Origin of the sequence: Campylobacter concisus (assembly GCF_902460545.1) — a bacterium.
Taxonomy (GTDB): Bacteria; Campylobacterota; Campylobacteria; order Campylobacterales; family Campylobacteraceae; genus Campylobacter_A; species Campylobacter_A concisus_AE.
Genome location: NZ_CABPUE010000007.1, coordinates 110,842 through 127,880 on the forward strand (window position 1 = coordinate 110,842; position 17,039 = coordinate 127,880).

Sequence of the window (17,039 nt, forward strand, 5' to 3'; positions counted from 1 at the left end):
GAAAAATATATTTTAGGATGAGTGTCATGTTTAAAGTAGAGGTTATTTATAAATTCTGTCTTGTTTTAGTTCTTATTTTAGGGCTTTGTATGCTCGCATTCTCTGGTGTAAATTTTGCACTTGGCGAATATAATGAGTATCTATTAAATGCCCATAAAATCGCAGGTTTTTTAATATTGCTTGCCGCAACACTTCACGTTATAAATCGTAGAAAAAAACTAGTAAAGCTAATGAATGAAACAATGGATGTACTAACACGCAGTAAAAATCCAAGCATTTGCAATATGGACCGAATCATCGCCTCGCTCGAGCTATACAGCATAACTGAAATTTCGCAAATGTTGGGCTTTGACGAGGCTATTTTTTGCGAAACTTTACGCAAAAACGGCGTCAAATTTAGCGGCGCAGATCAAACCCTGCGCCAAATCGCTTCTTTAAACGACGAAAAGATATTTTTCGTGCTAGTTCTCATCGTTGAGGCGAAATTCGGTAAGAGATTTTGTGGTGAGCTAAAGTATAAACGTGGTGGAAAACTTAAAGATAAAAAAATGGTTGCGTAGGGCTAGCTCAGTCTTTGCTAGCTTGTGCCATGCAGATGAAGCTATCTTTACTCCAGCGCCTAAATGCGCAGTCGTAGCAGCTTTTCTCGCCGCCGCAGCTCATCTCCTCTTCGTCGCTATCTAGCTTAAATTTAGCGCAGTTTTGGGCTATTTCTCGTGCTTTTTCGTAGTTAAATTTGCCGTATTTAAACTCATTTTTCTCATTGAAATTTTGCATCATCAAAATTCCCGAAGCTTTTTTATATTTAAATTTCTAAACTCACCATTTTTGTCTTTTTGCACGAGCAAAGTTGCCTTTTGATGCCAAAATATAGGCTTTAAAGTACCATCTAAATTTATCATCTCATCTTTTGCGAGCTCTTTAAAATTCTCGTCCAAAACCGCCTCGATAAATGGAAGCTCTGTAAGCTTAGCAACGCTTAGCTTTGGCTCATTTAGTTTAAATTTGTCCCTTATCTTGCCATCATCGCCGCTAAGCCTAAGCCCTATGCCCGCGAGCGCGCCGATAACGCCATTAGCATTTGGTGTAAGAGCTTTTAAAAATACATTTTGCGCCATAGCTATCTCAAAAGCTTGCTTTGTGGTTAGGAACATATTTTTTGCATTTTTGCCAAAATTTATTAGCTCTTTCGTATCGTTTATGTCGTCTTTGAAAACAGCTGCGATACCGGGCTCAGCGCTTTTAGCGCATTTATTTATTAAAAGCTCAAGCGCAATGTCAAGCACCTTTTGTTTTTGTTCTTTTGAAATTTTAGCGACTAAACACATTGAGCTATTGTGCGAAGTGTAGTTTATGCGAGGATCTAGCAAAAGTTGGTGGCGTGTAATAAAAGAGACTTTGGCAAATGAACTAATTTCTAGGGCTATTTCTTGAGCTAAACTTCCAGTTGAAATTTCTCCACCAAGCTCGTCTGTATCGTCGATACATAGTAGAAAATCAAAGTACATTTGCACTCTTTCTTTTGACGCGCTTCCAGCGATTACATATTTTTTGATGGAAGCCTCGGCTTTGCGTCCAAAAGCTTCATCGAAATTTCGATCCTGCCGATGTGCGTGGGCGTTTTGCTGCTAGTGCTTAGCGGCAAATACCTAAACGCGCTAAGCCTTGGCGAGGAGGAGGCAAAGAGCCTGGGCGTAAACGTGGCGCGAGTTAAAATTTTCATCATCCTCGTCGCGACCTTCATTAGCGCGCTTAGCGTGACGATCGCGGGCATCATCGGCTGGATCGGGCTTATCGTGCCGCACATCGCGCGCTTAATATTTGGCGCCGACAACCGTGCGGTACTTGCTAGCTCGGCAATGATCGGCGCGATATTCCTGCTATTTTGCGACAGCTTCTCGCGGCTCATTTTTACCTTTGAGATCCCTATCGGCATCGTAACCTCGCTATTTGGCATCCCGATGTTTATCATCGTGCTGCGCCGCGCCAAGAGGAGCTTTTGATGCGAGAAAATTTGATAAAAGTGCGAAATTTGCGCTTTGCCTACCGTGACAAGCCCGTGCTAAAGGGCATCAGCTTTGACGTCGCTCTGATGGGCGCGCTGTGCAGAACGCCGCTATTTTCAAGCTTTAGCGCGGCGGATAAAAAGCTAGCCGAGCAGGCGCTGGAAAAGATGGGCATCGCGCATCTAAAAAACGCGCCCTACACAAAGGTTAGCGGCGGCGAGCTAAGCGAAGCGGAGAAGGCGCGGCTAGCGGAGTATTTTAACAGCGGCAAATACAAACCGAGACAAGGATTTATGCACTGGGCGTTCGTAACTGTCGATAAGGCAAATAGAATCTAAATCTAAGAATATAGTTAAAATTTTTCCTAAAATGGAGCAAAATTTAACGTTAGTTATATGCCTAACTATGACAAAAGTAAAAGATAATTGGCAAGATTTATAAAGTGGTCTTTTGCTTAGTGCTAATGTTTTGAGTAATAAAATAAAGGTCAAGAAGCTTTAGGTTGTAGATAGTTTTATGGCGGGTAGAGAGAGATTCGAACTCTCGGTGAGTTGCCCCACACACGCGTTCCAGGCGTGCTCCTTAAACCGCTCGGACATCTACCCATGAAGAAGTGGAATTATATCTTGATTTGCTTAATGCTTGGCTCTTAAAGCTTTAGCCTCAAGATAACGACATCTTTGTACTCATTGCCCATCAGACAAATGCTGGGCAATTCACCCCATTTTTCAAAGCCAAATTTCAAAAAGAGCCCAAGACTTGCTTTGTTTTTGCTAAAGATTAGTGCGATGATGTTTTTTAAATTTAGCTCTCTAGCTTCATTTAGGCTGTGGCTAAAAGCTGTTTGCCGATGCCCCATTTAGAGCCTTTTTAGCGACATAGATGCTTATCTCTACGCTTATATCGTAAGCGACTTTTGGATTAAAGTCACTCAGTGAGCAGTAGCCTAAAATTTCATCATTTTCTTTGTAGATAAAGATAGGGCGCGAGCTGCCGTGGGCGTTAAACCAAGGCTCTCGCTAACTAGCCGAATATCAGCAGTCGTAGTTTTTTAAAATGTACTAGTTATAAATTTGAGCAACCATTTCAAAATCGCTCAAATTTTTGAAGCCTAACCTTTTTTGGCTGCTTGATATACTGGCTCAAGCTTTGCTGCGATCTCTTTTAGATCTTTTATCCTGCTCTCATTTGATGGGTGTGTGCTTAAAATTTCAGGAACCTTTCCGCCACTCATCTTGCTCATTTTTATCCAGACTTCGACCGCTTCTTTTGGATCGTACCCAGCTCTTGCCATTAGCTCAGTACCTATGTGATCAGCTTCAGTTTCGTGAGATCGTGAAAATGGCAGAGATATAGTATACTCGCTAGCTAAATTTAGAGCATTAGCTCCAAGATCACCAAGACCAGTAGCTGTCGCAACCGCAAAAATTCCAATATTTTTGAGCTGATCGGTGCTGGCTTGCTCCCTGCTATGTTCTCTAAGTGCGTGAGCGATCTCGTGTCCCATAACCGCTGCTAGTTGCGCATCTGTTAAATTTAGCCTTTTTATGATGCCGCTATAAACCACAATCCTGCCACCCGGCATACACCAAGCATTTAGTGTATCTTCATTAATAACATTTACTTGCCACTTCCATTTTAGTGCATCGTCTCTAAAAACTCCAGTTTGAGCGATGAGTCTTTTGGCAATATCTTGAACCCTTTTTGTAAGGATAGGATCGACGTTTAGCTCGCCTTTGCTTCTAGCAGCTGTTAGCGTCTTGACATAGGCTTGGGCTGAGCTTTGCTCCATAGCTTCTGATGAGACTAACATAAATTGCTTACGATCAGCACCAACAACGCCTGCTTTTGTAACGCTTGAGCAGCCAGTGAAGAATAAACTAGTCACTAATAATGTAAGTAAAAATTTTTTCATTTTTATCCTTTTTGGACTAAAATTTTGCGTATTATAGCCTGAGTTGGATATGCATTGTTAAATGAGAGGAGAAATTTAATTTTTGTGATATCAAAAATAGTAATTTACTTTTTACAAATTTTAAAATCTTACTCACTCGCCTTAGCAGACTGCTAAATTTAGGTCTCGTAACCACTCGGCACTAAATTTAGAGCCGTGATATGCTCGCTCATAAATTTAAATTTGCTTGATGATAAAGTGTATTCAGTGTGCTGCTTGGTTTATGACCGCATAAATCAAAATTTAGACGCTATATCTTAAATTTAACCCTTACGCCTTATAATTTATATTTCTCTCAAACTCTCTCAAACGCTTATTTACAGACCTTAGCTCTGTTATTGTCGTCCAGTTGTCGATAAAGACGCTAAAACTCTCTCTGACTTGCGAAAAAGCATTGCTAGCTTGTATAAGCACGCCAAGTGTGATAACGCCGCTAAATAGGCCATTTCCCATGATGACATAAGGTACGATGACAAGAATTTGTGAAAATGAGATGAGCCAAAGGTTAAAGTAGCCATAGTGCAAAAATAGTTTGTAATAATTTAACCTTACGCCCGTAAAAAGCTCTAACATGACGTTTGGCTGACAAAATTTAGACTTATCGTCTTCGCCGTAAACTAGCTCTTTTCTAAACGCCGCTTCTGCTTTTTGGTTGTTATACTCGATATGCGGGAGTTTAATGCCCACAAACCACGAAATAGTTAAGCCACCGATGCTAATTATTAAAGCGATATAAACAAGCGAGCCTTCGATATCTTTGATGTAAGGTAAACTCACGCTCTTACTTAGCTCCCAAAGCACTGGTATAAAGGCAATTAGCGTCATGATCGCCCTTAAAACCTGCACGCCAAGGCTCTCCATGATCTTGGCAAAGCGATAAACATCCTCTTGGATACGCTGCGAGCTACCTTCGATGTCATTTTGGCAGTTTCGCCAAAATTTGAGGTATTTAAACGTCATCGCCTCTCTCCAGCGAAAGACCCAGTGGCTAGCAAAAAACGAGATCACAGTGTAAGTCACGACGTAAGGCATAGCGATTTTTATAAAGTTAAAAATTTCTCGCCAAAACTCACTTACATCATGATCTTTTGAGTTTTGCACGATGTCGTAGAAATTTTTATACCACTCGTTTATACGGACATTTAGGTGCGTTTGATAGACAAGAAGCAAGATGATAAATATCGCTCCGCCATAAGCCCAGAGTGCCCATTTTTTATCTTTAAAAAATGATGAAAACATAAAGTGCCTTTTGTAAATTTTGGCGAATTATAGCAAGCAATATTAAGCATTTATATAAAATTTAAATGTGAGCTATATCATTTTGCAAATTTTACGTAAAGGAAAATGATGAAGAAATTAGCATTTTTGGCTCTTGGCTTTTTTGCAACACTTGCGTTCGCGGCTGATATGAAGGTCTATAAAAGCCCAACTTGTGGATGTTGTACTAGCTGGGGTGAGGCGATGCGGAAGGCTGGATTTAGCGAAGAGGTCATAAAAGTAGATGATATAGCTAAAGTTAAGAAAGAATTTAACGTGCCGCTAGAGCTTTCAAGCTGCCATACAGCAATCATCGATGGATATATCATAGAAGGTCACGTTCCAGCTGATGAGGTAAAGCGCCTACTAGTGCTCAAGCCAAAAGACGTAGTTGGTATCGCAGTACCTGGCATGCCGATGGAGAGCCAAGGTATGGAGCAAGGCAGTAAAGCCGAGCAATACGATGTTATTTTATTTAAAAAAGATGGCTCACAAGAAATTTTTGCTACTTACATCGGCACAAAAAAACTAAGATAACTTCAAAAATTTTTAAATTTAGCTCATTTTTTAGCGAGCTAAATTTAAAAAGAAATTCCCTTACTTACGGCTATGATACAAAGTAAAAATGTTAGCGGAACGTAGATAAATTTGCCTACAAAATACCAGAAATTACCATAAGATCTATTTGCCCCAGAATTTATCTCGTCTAAAATTTCATCTTTTTTAATAATCCAGAACCAAGAAATAGCACCGATTACCGCACCGATTGGAATGATATAGATCGACACAAAGTCCATCCAAGGCCCCCAACTGCTAATAGGTTCCATAAATGCTCCTATGCCAAAGCAAACTGCACAAAGTAGCGTGAGCGTCCAAAATCTACTAAGGAGTGGGAATTTATGCATTAGTGACTCGGCGACTACTTCAAACATATTTTGAAGCGAGGTGATACCGCCAAAGATAACAGCTGTAAATAAAATAATGGCAAAAATTTGTCCACCGATCATGTTTTGTAAAATTTTTGGAAGCGTTACAAAAAGTAGCTTTGGACCTTCGGCTGGATCCATAGCATAGGCAAAGACCGCTGGGATCATAACAAGAGCGGCTACAAGAGCCGCAATAGTATCAAAAAAGGCCGTAGTTTTAGCACTCTCAACGATATCTTCATCTTTTGAAAGGTAAGCCCCATAAACTATCATGCCAGATCCTGTGATAGAGAGCGAGAAAAAGGCTTGACCCATCGCAGAAACCCATACCATCGGGTCTGCAAGCTTACTAAAGTCAGGGATAAAAAGGAATTTATACCCATCAAATGCATTTGGTAGCATCGCGACATTTATAGCCAAGATGCTAAACAATACGAAAAAGAGTGGCATCATTATTTGATTTGTTTTTTCGATACTTTTTGCCCCAAAAAATAGTGTAAGAAGCGTGCCAACAACGATAATAAAATGATAAGGCAAGACTGAGTAATCTTGAAGTGCAAATGAGTTAAACCAAACGTTCGTATCAACGCTCATAAATGAGCCAGTAAGTGCCTGAGTAAGGGCTTTTAGCACGTAAGCGATGATGACTGCGTAGCCGATGGCTATACAAAGTGAGCCAGCAAGCGGAAGCCAGCCAATAATACTGCCAAATACACCTAAATTTCTACTTTGCCAAGCATATTTATATGATCCAAGCGTACCAGTTTTTGCACGTCTGCCAATCGCATACTCCGCACTTAGTCCAACGTATGAAAAAAGAGCTATGAAAAAAACATAGATGAGTAAAAACGCTGCACCGCCATTTGTGCCAAGTTTATAAGGAAAGCCCCAGACATTTGCCATGCCAACTGCTGATCCAACACAGGCCAATATAAATGCCCAACGCGATGAAAAATTCTTTTTGCTCATTGTAAAATCCATAAATTTAGTGATGAAAATAATGTTATCAAAATATGATTTAAGAACTTTTTATAAATCTTAAATTTAAGAAATGTTGTTACTTTTGAGCGCGATTAATTTGACCGCTAAATATAAATTCGCTATAATCAGGCAAAAATTTTTAACTCTTAAGGATCATAATTGAACCCCAGTAGCGATAATTCGCTTTTAATGGTAATACTTGCCATTGTATTCATTTTACTAAATGCCTTTTTTGTTTTATCAGAATTTTCTCTTGTTAAAGTTCGTAAGTCTAGACTTGAAGAGCTTATCAAAGAGAAAAAGCCAAACGCTCAGCTTGCTTTTGAGATGTCAAACAAGCTTGATACTTATCTTAGTGCCACTCAGCTTGGCATCACACTAAGCTCACTTGCTCTTGGTTGGATCGGTGAGCCAGCGGTTGCAAGACTTATAGAAGCTCCACTTAAAAATTTCTTCAGCTTTAGCGACATATTAGTTCATACGGTTGGTTTTGCGATTGCATTTACGCTTATTACGTTACTTCACGTTGTAATGGGTGAGCTTGTGCCAAAGTCAGTTGCTATCGCAAAGGCCGAGACTTCAGTGTTAAAAATCGCTCGTCCACTTCACTTTTTTTGGGTACTATTTTCTCCTGTAATTAAGCTTTTTGATATTTTAGCGACCATCGGACTTAAAATTTTAGGTATCCAGCCAGCTAAAGAAAATGAGCTAGCGCACTCTGAAGAAGAGATAAAAATCATCGTTGGCGAGAGCTTAAAGGGCGGTGTGCTTGATAGTTTTGAGACTGAGATCATTAAAAATGCAGTTGATTTTAGTGACACAGTCGCAAAAGAGATCATGACGCCAAGGCGCGATATGATCTGCATAAATAAACAAAAGAGCTTTGAAGAGAATTTGCAAGTCGTATTTGAGTCAAAATACACTCGCTTTCCTTATATAGACGGCTCAAAAGATATTATTTTGGGCATGATACACATTAGAGATATTTTGCAGCTCCACTTTAGCAAAGATAAAGAGAAGAGTTTTGACTCAATTGTTCGTAAATTTGTCATCGTGCCTGAGAGCCTTTCTATTTCAAAAGTGCTTGTAATGATGAATAAAGAGCAAATTTCAGCAGCACTCGTAGTCGATGAGTATGGCGGCACAGCCGGACTTCTTACGATGGAAGATATCATGGAAGAGGTGCTTGGTGATTTTAATGATGAGCACGATGAAGTTGATCAGCACTATAAAAAGATAAATGACAATATTTATGAATTTCAAGGCAGATATGATCTAGAGAGTGTTGAAGAGGTTCTTGGTATAAGCTTTGATGAAGAGACAGATCAAGTTACAATCGGTGGATATGTCTTCAACTTAATCGGTCGTTTGCCAGTAGTTGGGGACAAGATCGAGGATGAAAACTGCTACTACGAAGTAAGAAAGATGGATGGAGCTAGCATATCACGAGTCAAAGTTAGAAAAAAGATAAAAAATGATGAGGAGAGCATTCAATCTTAAATTTATATATTTATGGCTTAAATAAGCCATGTTATGTAAATTTCTATCAATATTGTGATGCTCTAGACTCAATTTCACCATCTCTTATTTCATTAAATTTGTTTTAGACAAGTCTTCTAGTTGTAGTCAAGCAAAATAAATTCATATAAATTTTTTCGATTAGATATCCAGCAGAAAAATTTAATCTTAAATTTTAAATATAGTTAATATAATTAAAAATTGTTTTTTAAGAGGAGTAAAGATGAGAATAATAAATGTAAAAGATATAAGAGAAGTCGTTGCTAAGCTTTGCAAACAGGCCTGTTATGTTGTGACGCCAGATTTAAAGGCTGCTTTTACAAAGGCTCAAAGTAGCGAAAGCTCGTCACTAGGCAAAGACATTTTGGGCAAAATTTTACAAAATGCTAAGCTTGCAGAAGAGGGCGTTGCACCTATCTGCCAAGACACCGGTATGACGGTTGTTTTTGTGCAGATAGGCCAAGATGTGCATATTGAGGGTGGTTATATTGAAGATGCGATAAATGAGGGCATTGCGGAAGGCTACATTGAAGGCTATTTAAGAAAGTCAGTCGTTGCTGAGCCACTTTTTGAAAGAAAAAATACCACAAACAACACTCCAGCCGTCATTCACACTAGAATCGTGCCAGGAGATAAGCTAAAGATAAAAGTAGCTCCAAAAGGTTTTGGTAGTGAGAATAAATCAGTTTTAAAAATGCTTGTGCCAGCTGATGGTATAGAGGGTGTAAAAAAAGTCTTTTTAGAGGCTGTAAAATACGCTGGACCAAATGCCTGTCCTCCACTAACAATAGGCGTTGGCATAGGTGGTACGATGGATAAGGCAGCACTTTTGGCAAAAGAAGCAGCAGTTCGTTCAGTCGATAGTAAAAATTCTGATCCAAGATATGCCAAATTAGAAGACGAGCTACTAGAGCTTGCTTGTAAAACTGGCGTTGGTCCTCAAGGACTTGGTGGTGACACCACTGCTGTTAAAGTAAATGTCGAGTGGTATCCAACTCACATAGCAGGTCTTCCTGTTGCTATAAACATCAACTGCCACGCTGCGCGCCACGCAGATGCCGAGCTTTAAGGAGAGAAAATGTCAGAAGTAAAAAGAATAAAAGCACCATTTGATAAAGAGGTGGTAAAAAGCCTAAAAGCAGGTGATAATGTCCTAATATCAGGCACTATCATAGCAGCTCGTGACGCTGCACATAAGGCACTTACTGAAACTTTAGCACGCGGCGAGAAGCTACCAGTTGAGCTAAATGGTGAGACTATCTACTACGTCGGACCAACTCCGGCCAAGCCAAATCAAGCTATCGGCGCAGCAGGCCCAACAACAAGCGGCAGAATGGATAAATACACCCCAACCATGATAAATGAAGTTGGTATAAATGGTATGATCGGTAAAGGCTACAGGAGTGACGCAGTAGTCGAGGCTATGAAAAAATCATGCTGTGTTTATATGGTTGCTATCGGCGGTATCGGAGCGCTCATTAGCCAAAGTATCAAAAAATATGAAGTGCTAGCTTATCCAGAACTAGGACCAGAGGCAGTTGCTAGGCTTACAGTTGAGGATTTCCCAGCAATAGTCGCCATTGACTGCGAAGGTAATAACTTCTACGAAGTTGGCCAAGCGCCTTACAAAAAGATATAAATTTATCCCGCTAGCAAGCTAGCTAGCGGACTTTAATAATATCCAAGACACATCGTTTCAGTTAATTTTATGCGTTTTTCAAATGGTGCAGGTGAGAAAAATTTGCACTTCTCAATGTAAATTCTATAAGAATAGCTAAGATTAAAATCATCATAAAATTTCTTCAAGTCTATAAATTTGATACCGCAAATCTCATAAAATTTAAAGAGCTCGTAGATCTTAGAGCCATTTTTTGCTACAAGATGAGAAGGAGCAAGCGAGGTAAAAGAGCAAAATACGCCTGTTGGAATAAGGCCATTTAAAGGCGTGCAAGTTTTTATAATGTTTTGAAATTTGACTGGAATGCTATTTTTTCTAAGAAAAACTATTCTTGAGTTTTCAAATTTAGCACTTATGACGTTTTTCCAAAAAAGATAAGCATTTGATGAGATGCCGGCATTTTTAGCCAATTCAGCACCGAGCACATAATCATCTAAAAACTCATTTGGTGCTAGTATATTTTGCATCTTCATCCTTTTGAAATTTTGCCCATTATAGCTTTTGGAGACTAAAAATTTAGAAAATTTATAGTAGGATTTTAAAAAATTTCAAAAGGAGAAAATATGAAAAAACAAATCTCAACAAAAAATGCTCCACAAGCGATTGGGCCATATTCTCAAGCTATTAGCGCAAATGGATTTTTATTTATCTCAGGTCAGCTTGGTGTCACACCAGCGGGTGAGTTTGCAGGTAGTAGTGTAGAGGCCCAAGCTGAGCAATCGCTTGAAAATTTAAAAAATATCTTGGCTGAGGCAGGACTTACTTTTGATAATACTGTAAAGACTACAATATTTCTAGCAGATATGGCAGATTTTGCTAAAGTAAATACTGTGTATGCTAAATTTTTTAAAGAGCCTTATCCTGCTAGAAGTACAGTAGCCGTTAAGACCTTGCCAAAAGACGCACTTGTGGAAATAGAGCTTATCGCGGCTTATTAATAGATATTGTGTAAAAGTTCACAAAAATTTAATGTTTAAATGATGGAGAGCAAAAACTCTCCAAATTTATATTTCAAAAACTAACCCCTATAAACCTACTAATAAAAATACATACTTTAAAATTTTTAATCGCCAACAATTTTTTCTCAAATTCCCTAATTATTTCAACTATCTTTAAGTATTGCTCATATATAATTCCAGCTCACGAAACGAGAAACCACCTTTAACTTCATTGGTTAATAAAGCCTTTTCTTTTTATCGTTGTTCTTTTAACTTACAATTGTTAAACTATTAGTCAATCTTTGAAATCTAAACAAGTGATCGATTGAGCCAGTCTATTATTTTATAATTTATAATAGATTAGACAAACTAATAAATAAAACTAAAAGTTTTTTTGATTAAAAACTTCATAATAAAATCCTATCAAATAAATTTTGCTAGGTAATTAATATGGAGAGTTTGATCCTGGCTCAGAGTGAACGCTGGCGGCGTGCCTAATACATGCAAGTCGAACGGACAAGTAAGAGCTTGCTCTTATGAGTTAGTGGCGCACGGGTGAGTAATGTATAGCTAATCTGCCCTACACTAGAGGACAACAGTTGGAAACGGCTGCTAATACTCTATACTCCTGTCTTACATAAGTTGGATAGGGAAAGTTTTTCGGTGTAGGATGAGGCTATATTGTATCAGCTAGTTGGTGAGGTAATGGCTCACCAAGGCTATGACGCATAACTGGTCTGAGAGGATGATCAGTCACACTGGAACTGAGACACGGTCCAGACTCCTACGGGAGGCAGCAGTAGGGAATATTGCTCAATGGGGGAAACCCTGAAGCAGCAACGCCGCGTGGAGGATGACACTTTTCGGAGCGTAAACTCCTTTTGTTAGGGAAGAACAATGACGGTACCTAACGAATAAGCACCGGCTAACTCCGTGCCAGCAGCCGCGGTAATACGGAGGGTGCAAGCGTTACTCGGAATCACTGGGCGTAAAGGACGCGTAGGCGGATTATCAAGTCTCTTGTGAAATCCTATGGCTTAACCATAGAACTGCTTGGGAAACTGGTAATCTAGAGTGAGGGAGAGGCAGATGGAATTGGTGGTGTAGGGGTAAAATCCGTAGAGATCACCAGGAATACCCATTGCGAAGGCGATCTGCTGGAACTCAACTGACGCTAATGCGTGAAAGCGTGGGGAGCAAACAGGATTAGATACCCTGGTAGTCCACGCCCTAAACGATGTATACTAGTTGTTGCTAAGCTAGTCTTGGCAGTAATGCACCTAACGGATTAAGTATACCGCCTGGGGAGTACGGTCGCAAGATTAAAACTCAAAGGAATAGACGGGGACCCGCACAAGCGGTGGAGCATGTGGTTTAATTCGAAGATACGCGAAGAACCTTACCCGGACTTGATATCTAACAAATCATCTAGAGATAGAAGAGTGTCTGCTTGCAGAAATGTTAAGACAGGTGCTGCACGGCTGTCGTCAGCTCGTGTCGTGAGATGTTGGGTTAAGTCCCGCAACGAGCGCAACCCACGTCATTAGTTGCTAACAGTTCGGCTGAGCACTCTAATGAGACTGCCTTCGTAAGGAGGAGGAAGGTGTGGACGACGTCAAGTCATCATGGCCCTTATGTCCGGGGCGACACACGTGCTACAATGGCATATACAATGAGAAGCAATATCGCGAGATGGAGCAAATCTATAAAATATGTCTCAGTTCGGATTGGAGTCTGCAACTCGACTCCATGAAGCCGGAATCGCTAGTAATCGTAGATCAGCCATGCTACGGTGAATACGTTCCCGGGTCTTGTACTCACCGCCCGTCACACCATGGGAGTTGATTTCACTCGAAGCCGGAATACTAAATTAGTTACCGTCCACAGTGGAATCAGCGACTGGGGTGAAGTCGTAACAAGGTAACCGTAGGAGAACCTGCGGTTGGATCACCTCCTTTCTAGAGTACATATAGATATTCTCTCACAAGATATCTATAAGAAAGATATTCTCAATCATCCTTGTTTAGTTTTGAAAGATTGATAGACCTATAGGGGCCTATAGCTCAGCTGGTTAGAGTGCACCCCTGATAAGGGTGAGGTCACAAGTTCAAGTCTTGTTAGGCCCACCAGAGAATTTAATTGGGGAATTAGCTCAGCTGGGAGAGCGCCTGCTTTGCACGCAGGAGGTCAGCGGTTCGATCCCGCTATTCTCCACCATAAAATAGTTTAACTATATTAAGTCTAATTAGAGAGCTTAAAAATTTAAACTTTCTAATTAGACTTTTGTCTAAATGTTCTTTTAATTAATATTGTTAATAGTCACAAGCAAGTTTTAAAAACAATTTTACAGGACTTGTTAAAGATTTAAATTTCTATTCTCTTTGCAGTTAATGCAAAAGTTTGACATCACAATCTATTTAGGATTTAAAGCTTATCTAAATAGTAGTCAATGCTTTCCGTCTTGAGAGCTAGAATTTAAATATAGTAACATAAAGTTATCTTTAACAAGGAAGTGATGCGAATTAGAATAATCTAATATAGAAAAGGTAAGCTACAAAGAGCAAGTGGTGGATGCCTTGGCTAGTAGAGGCGATGAAAGACGTGCCAGGCTGCGATAAGTCTCGGGGAGCCGTCAAGGGGCTTTGATCCGGGAATTTCTGAATGGGGCAACCCAGTTAAGCGCGAGCTTAACTACCTAATATGGAGCGAACGAGGGGAATTGAAACATCTTAGTACCCTCAGGAAAAGAAATCAAAAGAGATTACGCTAGTAGCGGCGAGCGAACGCGTAAGAGGGCAAACCGTTAGTTTACTAACGGGGTTGTAGGACTGCAATATAGACTAAACTTAGCTAATAGAATAATCTGGAAAGATTAAGCATAGAGGGTGATACTCCCGTATATGAAAGCTTTGTTTTACTTAGCAGTATCCTGAGTAGGGCGGAACACGTGATATTCTGTCTGAAGCTGGGTAGACCACTATCCAACCCTAAATACTACTACTAGACCGATAGTGCACAAGTACCGTGAGGGAAAGGTGAAAAGAACTGAGGTGATCAGAGTGAAATAGAACCTGAAACCATTTGCTTACAATCATTCAGAGCCCTATGATTTATCAGGGTGATGGACTGCCTTTTGCATAATGAGCCTGCGAGTTGTGATGTCTGGCAAGGTTAAGGAAACCCGGAGCCGTAGCGAAAGCAAGTCTTAATAGGGCGTTTAGTCAGACGTTGCAGACCCGAAACGATGTGATCTATCCATGAGCAGGTTGAAACCGGTGTAAGAGCCGGTGGAGGACCGAACCCGCTAGCGTTGAAAAGCTATGGGATGACTTGTGGATAGGGGTGAAAGGCCAATCAAACATCGTGATAGCTGGTTCTCTCCGAAATATATTTAGGTATAGCGTCATGTAGTAACACTAGGGGGTAGAGCACTGAATGGGCTAGGGCATACACCAATGTACCAAACCCTATCAAACTCCGAATACCTAGTGTGTAATCATGGCAGTCAGGCGGCGAGTGATAAAATCCGTCGTCGAGAGGGGAACAACCCAGACTAACAGCTAAGGTCCCTAAATCTCATTTAAGTGGAAAACGATGTGGAGTTACTTAAACAACCAGGAGGTTGGCTTAGAAGCAGCCATCCTTTAAAGAAAGCGTAATAGCTCACTGGTCTAGTGATTCTGCGCGGAAAATATAACGGGGCTAAAATGAGTACCGAAGCTTTAGACTTAGTTTTACTAAGTGGTAGGAGAGCGTTGTATTTGCGTTGAAGGTATACCGGTAAGGAGTGCTGGAGCGAATACAAGTGAGCATGCAGGCATGAGTAGCGATAATTGGGGTGAGAATCCCCAACGCCGTAAACCCAAGGTTTCCTACGCGATGCTCGTCATCGTAGGGTTAGCCGGGTCCTAAGCAAAGTCCGAAAGGGGTATGCGATGGAAAATTGGTTAATATTCCAATGCCAACTATAATGTGCGATGGAAGGACGCTTAGAGTTAAGCAAGCTAGCGGATGGTAGTGCTAGTCGAAAGGTGTAGGTTAAGATCCAGGCAAATCCGGATCTTTTTAAGCCGAGACCCCATAGGCGTTTGAAGTTCTTCGGAATGGATAGCGAATTGCCGATACTGTCGAGCCAAGAAAAGTTTCTAAGTTTAGTTATAGTTGCCCGTACCGTAAACCGACACAGGTGGGTGGGATGAGTATTCTAAGGCGCGTGGAAGAACTCTCTTCAAGGAACTCTGCAAAATAGCACCGTATCTTCGGTATAAGGTGTGCCTAACTTTGTGAAGGATTTACTCCGTAAGCATTGAAGGTTACAACAAAGAGTCCCTCCCGACTGTTTACCAAAAACACAGCACTCTGCTAACTCGTAAGAGGATGTATAGGGTGTGACGCCTGCCCGGTGCTCGAAGGTTAATTGATGACGTTAGCTCTGCGAAGCGTTTGATCGAAGCCCGAGTAAACGGCGGCCGTAACTATAACGGTCCTAAGGTAGCGAAATTCCTTGTCGATTAAATATCGACCTGCATGAATGGCGTAACGAGATGGGAGCTGTCTCGAAGAGGGATCCAGTGAAATTGTAGTGGAGGTGAAAATTCCTCCTACCCGCGGCAAGACGGAAAGACCCCGTGGACCTTTACTACAGCTTGACACTGCTATTGGGATAAAAATGTGCAGGATAGGTGGGAGGCTTTGATCCATAGACGCCAGTTTATGGTGAGCCGTTGTTGAGATACCACTCTTTTTTATTCTGATAGCTAACTAGCTTGAGTTATCCTCAAGTAGGACAATGTCTGGTGGGTAGTTTGACTGGGGCGGTCGCCTCCCAAAATGTAACGGAGGCTTACAAAGGTTGGCTCAGAACGGTTGGAAATCGTTCGTAGAGTATAAAGGCATAAGCCAGCTTAACTGCAAGACATACACGTCAAGCAGAGACGAAAGTCGGTCTTAGTGATCCGGTGGTTCTGTGTGGAAGGGCCATCGCTCAAAGGATAAAAGGTACCCCGGGGATAACAGGCTGATCTCCCCCAAGAGCTCACATCGACGGGGAGGTTTGGCACCTCGATGTCGGCTCATCGCATCCTGGGGCTGGAGCAGGTCCCAAGGGTATGGCTGTTCGCCATTTAAAGCGGTACGCGAGCTGGGTTCAGAACGTCGTGAGACAGTTCGGTCCCTATCTGCCGTGGGCGCAAGAAGATTGAGGAGAGTTGACCCTAGTACGAGAGGACCGGGTCGAACCAACCACTGGTGTACGAGTTGTTCTGCCAAGAGCACCGCTCGGTAGCTATGTTGGGATGTGATAACTGCTGAAAGCATCTAAGCAGGAAGCCAACTCCAAGATGAATCTTCTTTTAAGAGCTCATATAGACTATGTGTTTGATAGGCTGGGTGTGTAATGGATGAAAGTCCTTTAGCTGACCAGTACTAATAGCTCGTCTGCTTATCTTTTAATAAGCATCACTTCCTTGTTAAGGATAAAAACTTAATAAGATATGTTTTTATAAAACTTTGTTTATGACTTTTAACTTTATCAAGTAGTGTTAAATAAGAGATTTATATGATATATCTTTTATTTAACACTGCCCGTGACTATACAGACGAGGAAACGCCTTGCTCCATCTCGAACCAAGAAGCTAAGCTCGTCCTGGCTGATGATACTCTCCCTTACTGGGATGTTGGAAAAGTAGGTCGTTGCGGGCTTTGTTAATTTTTAATGTTCTTTATCTAAACAATTATCTTTTAAAATATTATTTCTTAATTTATAACAAAATATCAAATCTA

The 17,039-nt window shown here is 40.8% G+C and carries 15 protein-coding genes, 3 tRNA genes and 3 rRNA genes; 13 read left to right on the forward strand and 8 right to left on the reverse strand.

Annotated elements, in window-relative coordinates; all coding sequences use genetic code 11:
- On the forward strand, positions 1-560 hold a 560-nt coding region (locus tag FZ949_RS05790), incomplete at its 5' end, for a hypothetical protein (RefSeq protein WP_316246165.1).
- A 7-nt stretch (positions 561-567) separates the two neighbouring features.
- Here the strand turns inward: FZ949_RS05790 and FZ949_RS05795 are convergent.
- Together FZ949_RS05795 and FZ949_RS05800 are read right to left on the reverse strand one after the other, a co-directional pair.
- Complete coding sequence (locus FZ949_RS05795; protein WP_187424717.1) at positions 568-780, reverse strand: molybdopterin biosynthesis protein MoeB; 213 nt, start codon at positions 778-780, stop codon at positions 568-570.
- Positions 780-1,508 carry a thiamine biosynthesis protein ThiG gene (locus FZ949_RS05800; RefSeq protein WP_107953871.1) on the reverse strand — a complete coding sequence of 243 codons (729 nt, stop codon included), beginning with the start codon at positions 1,506-1,508 and terminating at the stop codon, positions 780-782. The genes FZ949_RS05795 and FZ949_RS05800 overlap by 1 nt, the downstream gene beginning before the upstream one ends.
- 99 nt (positions 1,509-1,607) lie before the next feature.
- Here FZ949_RS05800 and FZ949_RS05805 point away from each other — a divergent pair, with 99 nt between their 5' ends.
- The gene (locus FZ949_RS05805; protein ID WP_262367784.1) at positions 1,608-2,003 is read left to right on the forward strand and encodes a FecCD family ABC transporter permease; all 396 of its coding nucleotides are present in this window, start codon (positions 1,608-1,610) and stop codon (positions 2,001-2,003) included.
- Positions 2,003-2,344 (forward strand): P-loop NTPase family protein, encoded by a 342-nt coding sequence (locus FZ949_RS09590; RefSeq protein ID WP_107953869.1) that lies wholly within the window; start codon positions 2,003-2,005, stop codon positions 2,342-2,344. The genes FZ949_RS05805 and FZ949_RS09590 overlap by 1 nt, the downstream gene beginning before the upstream one ends.
- 179 nt (positions 2,345-2,523) lie before the next feature.
- Here the strand turns inward: FZ949_RS09590 and FZ949_RS05815 are convergent.
- The 4 genes from FZ949_RS05815 to FZ949_RS05830 all read right to left on the reverse strand — a co-directional run bounded on the left by FZ949_RS05815 (position 2,524) and on the right by FZ949_RS05830 (position 5,199).
- A tRNA-Ser gene (locus FZ949_RS05815) sits at positions 2,524-2,611 on the reverse strand.
- Positions 2,612-2,655: 44 nt separating this feature from the next.
- Positions 2,656-2,865, reverse strand: coding sequence for a GNAT family N-acetyltransferase (locus tag FZ949_RS09595; protein ID WP_234401517.1), 210 nt, complete (start codon positions 2,863-2,865; stop codon positions 2,656-2,658).
- Between the two features lie 252 nt (positions 2,866-3,117).
- Entirely contained in the window at positions 3,118-3,921 is an 804-nt protein-coding gene (locus tag FZ949_RS05825) for a M48 family metallopeptidase (RefSeq protein ID WP_107953867.1), read from the reverse strand.
- A 309-nt stretch (positions 3,922-4,230) separates the two neighbouring features.
- Positions 4,231-5,199, reverse strand: coding sequence for a putative transporter (locus FZ949_RS05830; protein WP_148790229.1), 969 nt, complete (start codon positions 5,197-5,199; stop codon positions 4,231-4,233).
- 108 nt (positions 5,200-5,307) lie between these two features.
- Between FZ949_RS05830 and FZ949_RS05835 the strand changes: the two genes are divergently transcribed.
- Positions 5,308-5,754: a DUF411 domain-containing protein gene (locus tag FZ949_RS05835; RefSeq protein ID WP_148790230.1), complete on the forward strand. Its 447-nt coding sequence runs from the start codon at positions 5,308-5,310 to the stop codon at positions 5,752-5,754.
- Positions 5,755-5,798: 44 nt separating this feature from the next.
- On the opposite strand, the gene FZ949_RS05840 is transcribed toward FZ949_RS05835, so the two are convergent.
- Positions 5,799-7,112 carry a sodium-dependent transporter gene (locus tag FZ949_RS05840; protein ID WP_107953863.1) on the reverse strand — a complete coding sequence of 438 codons (1,314 nt, stop codon included), beginning with the start codon at positions 7,110-7,112 and terminating at the stop codon, positions 5,799-5,801.
- Between the two features lie 201 nt (positions 7,113-7,313).
- On the opposite strand from FZ949_RS05840, the gene FZ949_RS05845 reads away from it, so the two are divergent.
- The 3 genes from FZ949_RS05845 to FZ949_RS05855 all read left to right on the forward strand — a co-directional run bounded on the left by FZ949_RS05845 (position 7,314) and on the right by FZ949_RS05855 (position 10,281).
- The gene (locus FZ949_RS05845; RefSeq protein ID WP_234401518.1) at positions 7,314-8,624 is read left to right on the forward strand and encodes a hemolysin family protein; all 1,311 of its coding nucleotides are present in this window, start codon (positions 7,314-7,316) and stop codon (positions 8,622-8,624) included.
- 241 nt (positions 8,625-8,865) lie between these two features.
- Positions 8,866-9,711, forward strand: a complete 846-nt coding sequence (locus tag FZ949_RS05850) for a fumarate hydratase (protein WP_084109802.1) — start codon at positions 8,866-8,868, stop codon at positions 9,709-9,711.
- A gap of 9 nt (positions 9,712-9,720) precedes the next feature.
- Positions 9,721-10,281: a Fe-S-containing hydro-lyase gene (locus FZ949_RS05855; RefSeq protein ID WP_107953859.1), complete on the forward strand. Its 561-nt coding sequence runs from the start codon at positions 9,721-9,723 to the stop codon at positions 10,279-10,281.
- Between the two features lie 32 nt (positions 10,282-10,313).
- Here FZ949_RS05855 and cheQ read toward each other — a convergent pair whose 3' ends face one another.
- On the reverse strand, positions 10,314-10,787 hold the full coding sequence (gene cheQ / locus FZ949_RS05860; RefSeq protein ID WP_084041562.1) for a cheVAW transcriptional regulator CheQ: 474 nt from the start codon (positions 10,785-10,787) through the stop codon (positions 10,314-10,316).
- 96 nt (positions 10,788-10,883) lie between these two features.
- On the opposite strand from cheQ, the gene FZ949_RS05865 reads away from it, so the two are divergent.
- The 6 genes from FZ949_RS05865 (at position 10,884) to rrf (ending at position 16,958) form a co-directional block, all read left to right on the forward strand.
- The gene (locus FZ949_RS05865) at positions 10,884-11,258 is read left to right on the forward strand and encodes a RidA family protein (RefSeq protein ID WP_107710262.1); all 375 of its coding nucleotides are present in this window, start codon (positions 10,884-10,886) and stop codon (positions 11,256-11,258) included.
- A gap of 447 nt (positions 11,259-11,705) precedes the next feature.
- A 16S ribosomal RNA gene (locus tag FZ949_RS05870) occupies positions 11,706-13,216 on the forward strand.
- A gap of 94 nt (positions 13,217-13,310) precedes the next feature.
- Positions 13,311-13,387, forward strand: a tRNA-Ile gene (locus FZ949_RS05875).
- A 12-nt stretch (positions 13,388-13,399) separates the two neighbouring features.
- Positions 13,400-13,475 (forward strand) — tRNA-Ala (locus tag FZ949_RS05880).
- A 327-nt stretch (positions 13,476-13,802) separates the two neighbouring features.
- A 23S ribosomal RNA gene (locus FZ949_RS05885) occupies positions 13,803-16,706 on the forward strand.
- A 133-nt stretch (positions 16,707-16,839) separates the two neighbouring features.
- Positions 16,840-16,958 (forward strand): 5S ribosomal RNA (rrf, locus tag FZ949_RS05890).
- The 16S, 23S and 5S rRNA genes sit together here with 2 tRNA genes alongside, the layout of an rRNA operon.
- Positions 16,959-17,039: the final 81 nt, after the last annotated feature.

Bases quoted from the DNA above. Each gene is read 5' to 3' on its own strand.
- FZ949_RS05835 (WP_148790230.1), top strand. From the start codon at position 5,308: ATGAAGAAATTAGCATTTTTGGCTCTTGGCTTTTTTGCAACACTTGCG.
- FZ949_RS05795 (WP_187424717.1), bottom strand. From the start codon at position 780: ATGATGCAAAATTTCAATGAGAAAAATGAGTTTAAATACGGCAAATTT.
- FZ949_RS05855 (WP_107953859.1), top strand. From the start codon at position 9,721: ATGTCAGAAGTAAAAAGAATAAAAGCACCATTTGATAAAGAGGTGGTA.
- FZ949_RS05850 (WP_084109802.1), top strand. From the start codon at position 8,866: ATGAGAATAATAAATGTAAAAGATATAAGAGAAGTCGTTGCTAAGCTT.
- FZ949_RS09595 (WP_234401517.1), bottom strand. From the start codon at position 2,865: ATGGGGCATCGGCAAACAGCTTTTAGCCACAGCCTAAATGAAGCTAGA.
- cheQ (WP_084041562.1), bottom strand. From the start codon at position 10,787: ATGCAAAATATACTAGCACCAAATGAGTTTTTAGATGATTATGTGCTC.
- FZ949_RS05865 (WP_107710262.1), top strand. From the start codon at position 10,884: ATGAAAAAACAAATCTCAACAAAAAATGCTCCACAAGCGATTGGGCCA.
- FZ949_RS09590 (WP_107953869.1), top strand. From the start codon at position 2,003: ATGCGAGAAAATTTGATAAAAGTGCGAAATTTGCGCTTTGCCTACCGT.
- FZ949_RS05800 (WP_107953871.1), bottom strand. From the start codon at position 1,508: ATGTACTTTGATTTTCTACTATGTATCGACGATACAGACGAGCTTGGT.
- FZ949_RS05845 (WP_234401518.1), top strand. From the start codon at position 7,314: ATGGTAATACTTGCCATTGTATTCATTTTACTAAATGCCTTTTTTGTT.
- FZ949_RS05830 (WP_148790229.1), bottom strand. From the start codon at position 5,199: ATGTTTTCATCATTTTTTAAAGATAAAAAATGGGCACTCTGGGCTTAT.
- FZ949_RS05840 (WP_107953863.1), bottom strand. From the start codon at position 7,112: ATGAGCAAAAAGAATTTTTCATCGCGTTGGGCATTTATATTGGCCTGT.
- FZ949_RS05805 (WP_262367784.1), top strand. From the start codon at position 1,608: ATGTGCGTGGGCGTTTTGCTGCTAGTGCTTAGCGGCAAATACCTAAAC.
- FZ949_RS05825 (WP_107953867.1), bottom strand. From the start codon at position 3,921: ATGAAAAAATTTTTACTTACATTATTAGTGACTAGTTTATTCTTCACT.